Origin of the sequence: Novosphingobium umbonatum (genome assembly GCF_004005905.1) — a bacterium.
Classification (GTDB): domain Bacteria; phylum Pseudomonadota; class Alphaproteobacteria; order Sphingomonadales; family Sphingomonadaceae; genus Novosphingobium; species Novosphingobium umbonatum.
This window is the reverse complement of record NZ_SACO01000005.1, coordinates 20,269-33,091: the sequence shown is the minus strand read 5'-3', so window position 1 is coordinate 33,091 and position 12,823 is coordinate 20,269. Positions and strand designations below refer to the sequence as shown.

General features: G+C 61.6%; 9 protein-coding genes. 4 read left to right on the top strand and 5 right to left on the bottom strand.

The annotated features are described in order from the left end of the window. Position 1: 1 nt before the first annotated feature. The gene (gene glgB, locus EOE18_RS08285; RefSeq protein ID WP_127708212.1) at positions 2-2,185 is read right to left on the bottom strand and encodes a 1,4-alpha-glucan branching protein GlgB; all 2,184 of its coding nucleotides are present in this window, start codon (positions 2,183-2,185) and stop codon (positions 2-4) included. Next, positions 2,182-4,563: a glycogen/starch/alpha-glucan phosphorylase gene (locus EOE18_RS08280; protein WP_127708729.1), complete on the bottom strand. Its 2,382-nt coding sequence runs from the start codon at positions 4,561-4,563 to the stop codon at positions 2,182-2,184. Before EOE18_RS08280 ends, glgB begins: the two co-directional genes overlap by 4 nt. A gap of 465 nt (positions 4,564-5,028) precedes the next feature. Here EOE18_RS08280 and EOE18_RS08275 point away from each other — a divergent pair, with 465 nt between their 5' ends. Both EOE18_RS08275 and EOE18_RS08270 read left to right on the top strand, forming a co-directional pair. Then, positions 5,029-6,654, top strand: a complete 1,626-nt coding sequence (locus EOE18_RS08275; RefSeq protein ID WP_127708209.1) for an alpha-amylase family glycosyl hydrolase — start codon at positions 5,029-5,031, stop codon at positions 6,652-6,654. A 10-nt stretch (positions 6,655-6,664) separates the two neighbouring features. Beyond that, positions 6,665-7,513: an XdhC family protein gene (locus EOE18_RS08270; RefSeq protein ID WP_164852712.1), complete on the top strand. Its 849-nt coding sequence runs from the start codon at positions 6,665-6,667 to the stop codon at positions 7,511-7,513. A 230-nt stretch (positions 7,514-7,743) separates the two neighbouring features. On the opposite strand, the gene EOE18_RS08265 is transcribed toward EOE18_RS08270, so the two are convergent. The 3 genes from EOE18_RS08265 to hemF all read right to left on the bottom strand — a co-directional run bounded on the left by EOE18_RS08265 (position 7,744) and on the right by hemF (position 11,369). Then, positions 7,744-9,837, bottom strand: coding sequence for a RelA/SpoT family protein (locus tag EOE18_RS08265; protein ID WP_127708203.1), 2,094 nt, complete (start codon positions 9,835-9,837; stop codon positions 7,744-7,746). A gap of 91 nt (positions 9,838-9,928) precedes the next feature. Then, complete coding sequence (locus EOE18_RS08260) at positions 9,929-10,465, bottom strand: superoxide dismutase family protein (protein ID WP_246027337.1); 537 nt, start codon at positions 10,463-10,465, stop codon at positions 9,929-9,931. Between the two features lie 43 nt (positions 10,466-10,508). Continuing rightward, the gene (hemF, locus tag EOE18_RS08255) at positions 10,509-11,369 is read right to left on the bottom strand and encodes an oxygen-dependent coproporphyrinogen oxidase (RefSeq protein WP_127708200.1); all 861 of its coding nucleotides are present in this window, start codon (positions 11,367-11,369) and stop codon (positions 10,509-10,511) included. Positions 11,370-11,441: 72 nt separating this feature from the next. On the opposite strand from hemF, the gene pdeM reads away from it, so the two are divergent. Then, entirely contained in the window at positions 11,442-12,128 is a 687-nt protein-coding gene (pdeM, locus tag EOE18_RS08250) for a ligase-associated DNA damage response endonuclease PdeM (protein ID WP_127708197.1), read from the top strand. A 114-nt stretch (positions 12,129-12,242) separates the two neighbouring features. After that, positions 12,243-12,764, top strand: a complete 522-nt coding sequence (gene infC / locus EOE18_RS08245; protein WP_127708194.1) for a translation initiation factor IF-3 — start codon at positions 12,243-12,245, stop codon at positions 12,762-12,764. Positions 12,765-12,823: the final 59 nt, after the last annotated feature.

Sequence of the window (12,823 nt, the reverse complement as noted above, 5' to 3'; positions counted from 1 at the left end):
ATCAATCCTGAATTTGCAACATTATCGTGGCCAAAGGCGGCAATGTGACCAAGGCCGCGCCATGTTCCGCGGTAACCTGTCCGCCATTGCCCATGCCGCTGCCGCCATAGACGGTGGCATCGCTGTTCAATATTTCCGCCCACACGCCATCCATGGGCAGAGGCAGGCGGTAATTCTCGCGCGGGTTGGGCGTCATGTTGCACACCACCGCCACGGGCTTTTCACCGTCACCGGCATGGCGCAACCATGCAAAGACGCTGGCCTCGGCATCATCGACCACCAGCCATTCAAAGCCCTCGCCCTCGCAATCGCGGGCATGCAGCGCGGGGATAGAGCGATAGAGCCGGTTCAAATCGCGCAGCAGCAGGCGCAAACCTTCATGCCGGTTATGCGGCGAACGATCATCCAGCAAATGCCAGTCCAGCCCGCGCGCCTCGCTCCATTCGCGCCACTGGCCAAACTCCTGCCCCATGAACAGCAGCTTTTTGCCCGGATAGCCCCACATCAAGCCGTAATAGGCGCGCAGATTGGCGAATTTCTGCCATTCATCGCCCGCCATCTTGTTCAGCAGACTGCCCTTGCCATGCACCACTTCGTCATGGCTGATCGCCAGCACGAAATTCTCGGCAAAGGCATACATCAGGCCGAAGGTAATGTCGGTATGGTGGTGCCGCCGGTGGATCGGGTCGCGCGCCATATAGCGCAAAGTGTCATGCATGAAGCCCATGTTCCACTTAAAGCCAAAGCCCAAAGCGGAAGCGCGGCCTTCTGTGTCATAGGCGGGCTGGGTCACACCGGGCCATGCGGTTGATTCCTCGGCCATGGTCATAAAGCCGGGCACTTGCGCATAGACCGCGCGGTTCATCGCGCGCAGGAAATCCACCGCTTCCCAATTCTCGCGCCCGCCCTGCTCGTTGGGGATCCATTCGCCGTCCTTGCGGCTGTAATCGCGGTAGAGCATCGAGGCCACCGCATCCACGCGCAACCCATCGACATGGTAACGCTCGGCCCAGAACAGGGCGTTGTTGATCAGGAAGCTGGAAACCTCGCGCCGCCCGAAATTGTAGATGGCGGTGTTCCAGTCGGGGTGGAAGCCAAGGCGCGGGTCGTCATGCTCATAAAGCGCCGTGCCGTCGAAACGGGCCAACCCATGCGCGTCTGTGGGGAAATGCGCGGGCACCCAATCGATAATCACCCCCAGCCCCGCCCGATGCGCGCCATCGACGAAACGCGCAAAGCCCTCGGGCGAGCCGAAACGCGCGCTGGGCGCATAAAGGCCGATGGTCTGATAACCCCATGAAGGGTCAAAGGGGTGTTCGGACACCGGCAGAAATTCAATATGGGTAAAGCCCATATCCACCGCATAGGGGATCAAACGATCCGCCATCGCATCCCAATCGAGGAACCAGCCCTGCTCGTCGCGCATCCAGCTGCCGGCATGCACTTCGTAAATGCTGATAGGCACGCGGCGCGGGTCGACGCTGGCCCAATGCGCGCGGTGGGCGTCATCGCCCCAATCCTGCTTCACCGGATGGGCGGTGACGCTGGCGGTGGAGGGGCGCAATTCGCTGGCCTGCCCATAGGGGTCGGCTTTCAAGGGCAGCACCTGCCCGCTTTCGGCCACGACGCGATATTTATAGGCCCGCCCCGTGCCAATGTCGGGCAGGAAGATTTCCCACACGCCAATATCGGCGCGGCGGCGCATCGGGTGGCGGCGGTGGTCCCAATCGTTGAAATCGCCTACCAGACTGACCAATTGCGCATGGGGCGCCCAGACGGCGAAATGCACGCCATGGGCCCCTTCATGCTCGATGCAATGCGCGCCCAGCTTGTCAAACAGGCGCAGATGGGTGCCTTGGGCGATCAGGTAATCATCCATCGGCCCCAGCACGGGGCCAAAGGAATAGGGATCGCTGACCCACCATTCCGCCCCCAAGGCCCCCGCGCGATAGCGCAAGGGCTGGCGCGGGCCGGACAGCTTGCCTTCAAACAGGCCGCGGTCATCCACCCTTGTCAGGCTGCCCAAAGGCTCGCCCGACAGAGAGAAAGCTTCTGCCACCTCGGCGCCGGGCAAAAGGGCGCGTGCGAACACGCCCTCCGGCCCGTCAAACGCCCCCAACAAGGCGAAAGGATCGGCATTCTTGCCTTCCAGCAGGGCCTCGATGGCGGTGGCAGTCGGCTTCATTTCACGCCCCAGATTTCCCGCGCATATTCGCCGATCGTGCGGTCAGAGGAGAACCAGCCCACATTGGCGATATTGTGGATGGCGGATTTGCGCCACAAGGCTTCGTCTTGCCAGATGGCGTCCACCTTGCGCTGGCCTTGGGTATAGCTGTCGAAATCGGCGCAGAGCATGAACCAGTCATGGTCATACAATCCGCCCATCAGGCCCTTGTAACGGTCTGGATCATCGGGGCTGAACACGCCGCTGGCAATGGCGTTCACCGCCTGCCGCAATTCGCGATTGCCCTCGATAATCTCGCGCGGGTTGTAACCATTGGCCCGCTTTTCATTCACTTCATCCGCGGTCAGGCCAAAGATGACGATATTGTCATCCCCCACCCGATCCTTGATCTCGATGTTGGCGCCATCCAGCGTGCCGATGGTCAGCGCGCCATTCAGCGCGAATTTCATATTGCCGGTGCCGCTGGCCTCCATCCCTGCGGTGGAGATCTGTTCGGACAGGTCGGCGGCCGGAATGATCTTTTCGGCAAAGCTGACATTGTAATTGGGGACAAACACCACTTTCAGCAATCCGCCCACGCTGGGGTCGGAATTGATGCGGCGGGCGATGTCATTGGTCAGTTTGATGATCAGCTTGGCATTGTGATAGCTGGGCGCCGCCTTGCCGCCCAGAATCTTGACGCGGGGCACCCAGTCGCGCTCGGGATGGCTGCGGATCTGGTCATAGAGCGCCACCGTCTCCACCAGATTGAGCAATTGGCGCTTATACTCATGGATGCGCTTGATCTGCACGTCGAACAAAGCATCGGGATTGAGGCGGATGCCCATCACTTGCTTCAAATGCGCGGCCAGCGCCACCTTGTTAGCCCGCTTCACCTCGGCCAGTCTTTCGCCAAATTGCGCGTCACCGGCCAGAGCATTGAGGTCCGTCAGCTTTTCTGCATCATCCAGGAAAGCATCGCCAATGCCTTCACGGATCACCTTGGTCAGGCCCGGATTGCACTGCTGCAACCAGCGGCGCGGGGTGACGCCATTGGTCTTGTTGTTGATCCGCGTGGGATACAGCGCATGCAGATCGCTGAACACCGTCGACTTCATCAGTTCGGTATGCAGCGCGGCCACGCCATTGACGCTATGCGCGCCGACAAAGGCCAGATTGGCCATGCGCACACGGCGCTCGCCGCCCTCGTCAATCAGGCTGATCGCGGCAATCTGCTCGCCGCTCATGCCCGCACGCCCTGCCTCGCGCAGCACGCGGCTGTTGATGGCATAGACGATCTGCATATGGCGCGGCAGCAGGCGCTCAAACAAGGGCAGCGGCCAGCTTTCCAGCGCTTCGGGCAGCAGAGTGTGGTTGGTATAGGCAATCGTCGCCTTGGTAACGTCCCATGCCTCGTCGAACTCCAGCCCGTAAACGTCGATCAACAGGCGCATCAATTCGGCCACCGCCACGCTGGGGTGGGTATCGTTCAGCTGGATCGCGGCCTTTTCGGGCAGGCTGCGCACATCGCCATGGTATTGGACATGGCGGCGCAGAATGTCCTGAATGGAGGCGCTGGAGAAGAAGAACTCCTGACGCAGGCGCAATTCCTGACCCGCAGGCGTGTTGTCCGCAGGGTAAAGCACGCGCACAAGGCTGTCGGCCTTCACCTGCTCGGCCAAGGCGCCGGCATGGTCGCCCGCGTTAAAGGCATCAAGGCGCAGGGGATCGAGCGCGCTGGCCGTCCACAGGCGCAGCGTATTCACCCGCGCCCCGCGCCAGCCCACAACCGGCGTATCCACCGCGCTGGCTTCCACTTGCTCGGCAGGGCGCCATGTCACGCCGCCATTGGCCTCCAGCACCTCGCCGCCAAAGCCCACACGATAGGCGCTTTCGCGGCGGTCAAATTCCCACGGATTGCCATGGGCCAGCCATGTTTCGGGCAGTTCGACCTGCCAGCCATCATCAACGCGCTGACGGAACATGCCATTCACGTAACGGATGCCATAGCCATAGGCGGGGATGTCCAACGTGGCGAGGCTTTCCATGAAACAAGCGGCCAGTCGGCCAAGCCCGCCATTGCCCAGCGCCGCATCGGGCTCCAGATCTTCCAGTTGCGCCAGATCGAAACCATGGTCACGCAGGGCATTTTCCACATCGCGCGTCAGGCCCAGATTGGACATGGCATCGCGCATCAACCGCCCGATCAGGAATTCCATCGAGAGGTAATAGACCCTTTTGCCACCTTCATCATAGGTGCGGCGGGTCGAGGCGAACCACTGGTCGATGATCTTGTCGCGCACCGACAGCACCGCAGCCTGGAACCAGTCATGCGGCTTGGCCGCGCGCTCGTCCTTGCCCACGCGATGGCGCAGCACGTCCACGATCAAGGCCTTCATCTCTTCGGCAGAGGGGGCGGCAGGTTGGACTGAAGTTCCCGATTGGCTCACGCAAAGATACTCCCCACAAGACAGTTAGGTGGCGCAGCCACAGGCCCGCCCCTTTCAAGGCTGTGCCCAACAGCATTATCCACCCTCATCCCCATGGCCGCCATGCCGCCCCATGATGGAGCGCGCCGCAAATCCTAGGTATAATCAACGATAAAGCGCTTTATCGTCGACCTAAACTGTCTTGCGGCAACATGGTTGACCATGCGTTACCGTTCACCCTGCATTATCCCCTAGCTGGCGCGATCATGCCCCGCCTTTGCCAGAAACCTATGGCTAACACCCCTTTTGCGCTCCTGTCGACGGGGCATGAAAAAGTTTCTTTGCCATACGTATTCCGCTGCGATGCAACACACTTTGCGTTGCGCTGCGGGCCGCTTATCATGCGGCTACTGCCCCGCGACGAAAGGCCCCGCGATGACCCAGACGCTTTCCTCCTCCAGCACACAGGAAGCGTGGTGGCGCGGCGCGACCATTTACCAGATCTATCCGCGCAGCTTTGCCGACAGCAATGGCGACGGCGTGGGCGATTTGCGCGGCATCACCGCGCATCTGGACCATGTGGCCAGTCTGGGCGTGGATGCGATCTGGATCAGCCCTTTTTTCACCAGCCCCATGGCCGATTATGGCTATGATGTGGCCGATTACCGCGATGTGGACCCCAGCTTTGGCACGCTAGCCGATTTCGACGCCTTGGTGGAACGCGCCCATGCCTTGGGTTTGAAAGTCACCATCGATCTGGTTTTCGCCCATACCAGCGACCAGCACGCATGGTTTCAGCAAAGCCGCGCCAACCGCGACAATGACCTGTCGGACTGGTATGTCTGGAAAGACCCCAATCCCGACGGCACCCCGCCCACCAATTGGCAATCGGTGTTTGGCGGTCCGGCATGGACTTGGGACGCGCGCCGCTGCCAATATTATTACCATCAATTCCTGAAAGAGCAGCCCCAGCTCAATGTGCATAACCGCGCGGTGCAGGATGCGCTGCTCGATGTCGTGCGCTTCTGGCTGGCACGCGGGGTGGATGGCTTCCGCTTTGACGCGCTCAACCATTCGATGTTTGATCCGGCCTTTACCGATAATCCGCCCGCCAGCCATGATCGCCCCCGCACCCGCTCCTATGACTTCCAGGACAAGGTCAACAGCATGAACCACCCCGATGTGGCGGGCTTCATCGAACGCATTCGCCGGACTTGCGATGACTATGGCGTGGTTTTCGGCGTGGCCGAGGTGGGCGGGGATGACAGTATCAGCCTGATGAAGGCCTACACGGCAGGCGACACCCGCCTGTCGAGCGCCTATAGTTTCGACTTCCTCTATGCCCCCGAACTAACCCCGCAAAGGGTGAAAGAGGCGCTGGCCCCGTGGCAGGGCGAGGTGGACGAGGAAGGCCGCGCCGAGGGTTGGCCAAGCTGGGCCTTTGAAAACCATGACGCGCCGCGCCTCGTCTCGCGCTGGGCCGATGAGGCCAACCGCCCCGCTTTTGCCCGTCTGGCCATGGCGCTTCTGGTGGCCCTGCGCGGCAATGTGTTCCTGTATCAGGGGCAGGAATTGGGGTTGACGCAGGATGATATTCCCTTCCACCTGCTCAAAGACCCCGAGGCCATTGCCAATTGGCCGCTGACGCTCAGCCGCGACGGGGTGCGCACGCCGATGCCATGGCAGGCAGGCGCGGAACATGGCGGCTTTACGCAAGGAGAGCCTTGGCTGCCGCTCTCGCCCGACAATATCGCCCGCGCGGTGGATGCACAGGAGGCCGATCCCGACAGCCTTTTGCATTGGACCCGCCGGATGCTGGCCCTGCGCCGCGCCCATCCCGCGCTGATGCTGGGCGATATGGAGGCGGTGCAGGCCCATGGCCATGTGTTGAGCTTTACCCGCCGCCTTGGGGGGGAAGCGATCCATGGCGCCTTTAACCTTGGGCCGCATACAGTCCACCCGCAACATCCTGCGGGCGATATCCTGCTGTCCGTCAATGGCGGCAGCGTGGAGGCCCTGCCCCCCTTCTCTGCCCTGTTCCTGCGCCGCAAGCTGGGCTAGAAGCCGTGGCATGAACGCCCTGCCCTTTGACGATGACCTTGCCGCCCTGCTTGCCATAGCCGAACATGGCGGCGCCCTATGCACCGTGGTGGGGATTGATGGCAGTTGGTCCCGCCGCTTGGGCGCGCAATTGGCGGTGCTGCCCGATGGGCGCATGGTGGGCAGTCTGGCCGATGGCTGCCTAGAACGCGCGCTGGCCGATCAGGCGCAAGCGGCCGGCGAGGCCCGCGTGCTGCGCTATGGCGCGGGATCGCCCTTCATGGATATCCGCCTGCCTTGCGGTTCGGGGGTAGAGGTGATGGTCGACCCCGCCCCCGATGCTGCCCTTGTGCAGGCCGCTGTGGAGGCCTTGGCGCGGCGCGAGGTGGCGGAGCTGCCCATCTCGGCAGACTTCACCCGCCGCTATCTCCCCCGCCTGCGCCTGCTGGTGCTGGGCAGCGGGCCGGAAGCGGGCGCTCTGGTCGATATGGCGCAAAGGCAGGGCGTCGAGGTCCTGCTGGCCAGCCCGCATGGCGAGAGCGGCGAGGCCAGCCTGTCGCTGGGCCAAGACCCCAACCTGCCCGCGCATTGGCAGCCCGACCCATGGACCGCCGCCGCCATCCTGTTCCACGACCATGAATGGGAACGCAGCCTGATACCTTGGGCCTTGGGCACAGCGGCCTTTTATGTCGGCGCGCAGGGCGGTGCCAGAACGCGCGCAAACAGGTTGGAGCATCTGGCCGCCTTGGGCTTTGGCAAGGAAGCCTTGGCCAAATTACGCTCCCCCATCGGGCTGATCCCAGCGGCGCGCACGCCTTCGGTGCTGGCCCTGTCAGTGCTGGCCGAGGTGGTGGGGGCGTATGAGAAGTTGGTGGGGTGAGTTGCCTCCGGCGGGCAAAGGGACTCGTCCCTTTGCAATCCCCAAACTGGTTGGGAGGACAACCGCCTGCTTTGTCTTTCCGCAATATAAACCGCTTCGCGGAATTACCCCCGCCGCGCAGCGGCCTTAAAAACCCCAATCCACCACGCATCCTTGGCGGACAAACGCGCCCATAAACGGGTTTACAAAGGGCCCCCGCCCTTTGCCCGCCGGAGGCACACTCCCCCCCCCTACAACCGATCCGCCTGCGCCACCGCATCACTGGCGCGCAGGGATGAAACGATGCGCGTCAAATGCGCCAGATCGCTCACCTCCAGATCGACCTCATAGGTGCCGAACAGGCCATCGCGGCTGGTGTTTTGCAGCTGGGTAATATTGGCCATATTGGCAGCAAAAATGCCGGTCACCTCCGCCAGTGTACCGGGGCGGTTATAGAGAACGCAGCGCAAACGGCCCACCGCGCCGGTGGTGGTCTCACCCCAGCTCAGGTCCAGCCAGTCGCTATCCTCGCCATCGAGCAGCGCGTGGCAGGCGATGGAATGGACCTCGACGCCCACGCCCGGCTTGCGCACACCCACGATCCGGTCACCGGGCACAGGGTGACAGCAAGATGCCAGCTGGAACGCCATGCCCGCGGTCAGCCCCTTGATCGAAATGGCGCGTTCCTGTTTCAGCCAGTTTTCCGCCTCGGGCAGATGCTTGGCCGAACCGGGCACCAAGGCTTCCATCACCTGCCGGTCGTCCAGCTTGGCCGTGCCGATGGCCGCCATCAACTCGTCCTCGCTCTTCAGCCCCAGACGCTTTACCGCTTCGGCAGTGGCCTTTTTGCCCACTTTGCTGGGCAGGCGCGTGATAATATCCTCGAACAATTGGCGGCCAATCGCGGCCTGTTCGGCGCGTTCTTTCTGGCGCACGGCACGGCGGATGGCGGCGCGCGCCTTGCCGGTCACGCAAAAGCCCAGCCATGACAATTGCGGGCTGGCATTGCGGCTCTTGATGATCTCCACCACATCGCCATTGCCCAAAGGCGTGCGCAAAGGCATGTGGCGGCCATTGATCTTGGCCCCCACCGCCATGCTGCCCAGATCGCTATGCACCGTATAGGCAAAGTCGATCGGCGTGGCGCCCTTGGGCAGCTGGAACAATTTACCCTTGGGCGTGAAGGCAAAGATGCGATCCTGATAAATCGCCATCTTGGTGTTTTCGAGCAATTCCTCGGCGTCATGGCTGGCATCGACCACTTCGAGCAGATCGCGCAGCCAGCCTACTTGCCCGTCAGGCAAGACCCCGCCCTGCTTGTAACTCCAATGCGCGGCAAGGCCATATTCATTGGTCTGATGCATGTCCCATGTGCGGGTCTGCACCTCCATCCGCATGGAGTTTTCATAGATCAGCGTGGTGTGCAAAGACTGATAACCATTGGCCTTGGGCGTGGAAATATAGTCCTTGAACTTGCCCGGCAGCGCCTGCCACGTGGTGTGCAGCACGCCGATGGTGCGGTAACAATCCTCCACCTTATCCACCAGAACGCGGAAGGCCATGATGTCGGTGATCTGGTCAAAATGCACATGGCGCTCGGCCATTTTGCGCCAGATGGAATAGGGGTGCTTTTCGCGCCCCCATACTTTCACCTGCATGCCCTGCTCGGCCAAGGCCTGACTGATCGCCAAAGCAATCGCGTCAACCTGCCCATTATCCTGATTGCGGATCTGCGCCAGACGGCCGGTGATCGTGGCATAGGCCTCCGGCTCCAATTGCTGAAACGCCAGCAATTGCATCTCGCGCATATATTCATACATGCCCACGCGCTCGGCCAAGGGAGCATAGATCTCCATAGTTTCCTTGGCGATGCGGCGGCGCTTGTCCTCGCTTTTGATATAATGCAGCGTGCGCATATTGTGCAGCCGGTCGGCCAGCTTCACCAACAGCACGCGCAGGTCTTCGGACATGGCCAGCAGGAATTTGCGCAGGTTCTCCGCCGCGCGTTCCTTCTCGCTCATCGCCTCGATCTTGGACAGCTTGGTCACGCCATCGACCATACGCGCCACGGCGGGGCCAAACAGGCGCTCGACCTCCTCAATCGTGGCCAGCGTGTCTTCCACCGTATCATGCAGCAGCGCGGTGATGATCGTATCCTGATCGAGCTTCAGTTCGGTCATCAGGCCCGCCACTTCCACCGGATGGCTGAAGTAAGGATCCCCACTGGCGCGTTTCTGCGTGCCATGCTTTTGCACAGTGTAGACATAGGCGCGGTTGAGCATCTGCTCATCCGCATCGGGAGCGTAAGATTTTACCCGCTCGACAAGTTCATATTGGCGCAACATCGTTTCGCGATTGTGGAGGGGTAGGGCGCATAGGGCAAGGGGGAAAGGGCGATTTGTGTGATGCGGGAGGCATTATCCCCCCGCACCGGCATTATCCCCGCATCCACACCCCGCAAGCGATCCGCCCGCCTGCATTGCCGGTGGGATCGCTTTTGTAATCATCGGGCGCAGCATGGACCACCACCGCCGCACCATCCTTGTCAAACATGGCGTTCAGCAATTCGGCCTCGGCAAAGGGCAAGGGCAGCGTCACATCGGCCTTGCCATCGGCACCCACGGTGATGTTGGGCAAATCGCCCATATGCGCGCCCATCGGATTGTCGCGCCCATGTTGATGGCCAGCCGGGTTCAGATGCCCACCCGCCGAGGTGAAAGCCGGAACCTCGCACACACCGCGCGTATGCAGATGCACCGCGTGCGCGCCAGCAGGAAGGCCGGTCAGCGCCAGTTTCAGCGCCACGCCATCCTTGCCCTTCACCAGCGAAGCCACGCCAGCGGGCCCCGCATCACCTTTCAGCACAGCCGCCACAGCCAAAGGAGCAAGCGCCTTTTTCGCCACCGGCACCTTGGCCATAGCCGGAACCGCCACCAAACCTGCCGCCACGGCCAGAACCAACCACTTACCCATCACGCCATCTCCCGCTTTACCCCAAAAACCCACGAGAAGCCGATTAGCTCCACACTGCTTCGGGAGGCAGGCTCATCAGGATCGCATCAATATTGCCGCCGGTTTTCAGGCCGAACAGAGTGCCGCGGTCATAAACAAGGTTGAACTCGGCATAGCGGCCGCGCCATTCCAATTGCTGCTGCTTTTGCGCGGGCGTAAATTCCAAGCCCATCCGGCGGCGCACCAGCAGCGGGAATATGCGCAGGAAAGTCTCACCCACCGCTTTGGTAAAGGCGAAATTGGCCTCCCATGCCGCATCGTCAGCGCATTCGAGATGGTCATAGAAAATGCCGCCCACGCCGCGATGCACCTTGCGATGGGGGATGTAGAAATAGTCATCCGCCCAGGCCTTGAAGCGTTCATAATAATCGCCGCCATGCGCGTCACAGGTGGCCTTGAAGGCGGCGTGGAAATCGGCGGTATCCTCATCATAGGGCAAAGGCGGGTTCAAATCGGCCCCGCCGCCAAACCACGCCTTGGTGGTGGTGAGAAAACGCGTGTTCATATGCACGGCGGGCACATGCGGATTGGCCATATGCGCCACAAGGCTGATGCCGGTGGCGGTAAATTGGGGCTGCTCTACGCTGGCGCCGTTGATGCTGGCGGCAAATTGCGGGCTGAAGGCACCATGCACGGTGGAGACATTCACCCCCACCTTTTCAAACACGCGGCCCTTCATCAGCCCCTGCACACCGCCTCCGGTGTCCGCCTCGCCCGCCACGGCATCGCGGGTCCATGGCGTATAGGCAAAGTTGGCCTCCGATCCGGCCTCGCGCTCAATCGCTTCAAACTCGGCACAGATGGCATCGCGCAGGGCTTCAAACCAGGTGCGGGCGCGGGTGGTATAGGGAGTCCAGTCGGTCACATCAGCCTCTATGCGCAAGGATCAATCGCGCGAACGCTTGCCACCGCAAGTCTGGCTGGGCAAGGGGCATCCATGCAGCAGCGCTTTCATCCCTTTGCCTTTGCCGGTCATGAATGGCGGATTTCCGAAAGCCGCGCGCTGTTCTGGCCTGCTGAACAGGCGGTGGTGGTCGCCGACCTGCATCTGGAAAAGGCCAGTTGGTTTGCGCAAAGCGGCCAGATGCTGCCTCCCTATGACAGCCGCGAGACTTTGGAGCGATTGCTGGGCGCGGTGGAGGCAAACGGGGCGCGGCGAGTGCTATGCTTGGGCGACAATTTCCACGATGACCATGGGCCGGAGAGAATGGAGCCCCATGCGCTGGGCCTGCTGAATGAACTGGCGCGGCGGGTGGATCTGGTGTGGATCATCGGCAACCATGATGCGGCGCTGACCGGCGTGCCGGGAACCGTGGTGGAGGAATTGCATTGCCACGGCATCGCCCTGCGCCATGAGGTCGATCCCTTGGCGACAGGGCCGGAGTTGTCGGGCCATTACCATCCCAAGCTGCGCATCCGCATAAAGGGCCGGATGATCGCCCGCCCCTGCGCGCTGCGGGGCGATTCGCGGATGATCCTGCCCGCCTTTGGCACGCTGACCGGAGGCATGGATGCGAGCGATCCGGCGCTGATAAAAGCGCTGCAACCGGCGGCGACAATCGATGCCATCGTGCCCACCCGCGATAAAGCGGTGCAGATTCGCGTCTTACCGGCACCAAATTAACGAAATCGACGCATAGGGAGTGAGATTGCCCTTTCCAGACATGCCTGATTCGATCTAAAGGCTGGCCCAAGTTAAACCTCAGGAGACACGACTATAGCTCCCCCTCCCCGGCGCATGATGGCGCCCCCCGTGAAAAGCGGGCCCCGCTATAACGAAATGATCACCGTGCCCAAGGTGCGCGTGATCGATGACGAGGGCGAAAACCTCGGCATTCTCTACACGCGCGAGGCGATTGAACAGGCCTACGAAGCCGGCCTTGATCTGGTGGAAGTATCCCCCAACGCCGATCCGCCAGTCTGCAAGTTCCTCGACGTGGGCAAGTTCCGCTACGAGGCGCAGAAGAAGGCCAATCTGGCCCGCAAGACCCAGAAGACGCAGGAGATCAAGGAGATCAAAATGCGTCCCAACATCGACGATCATGATTATGAGACGAAGATGAAGGCGATGGCGCGGTTCATTGGCGAAGGCGACAAGGTGAAGGTGACGCTGCGTTTCCGCGGTCGTGAACTTTCGCACCAGCAGCTGGGCATGAACCTGCTGCGCCGCGTGCAGGAAGACATTGCCGAAGTGGGCAAGGTAGAAGCCTATCCACGCATGGAAGGCCGTCAGATGCTGATGGTCATCTCGCCGAAATAAGCTTATACAGAATAGACCTCGCCCCGACTCCAAATAGGCCTGTGATGTCACCGGCCCGG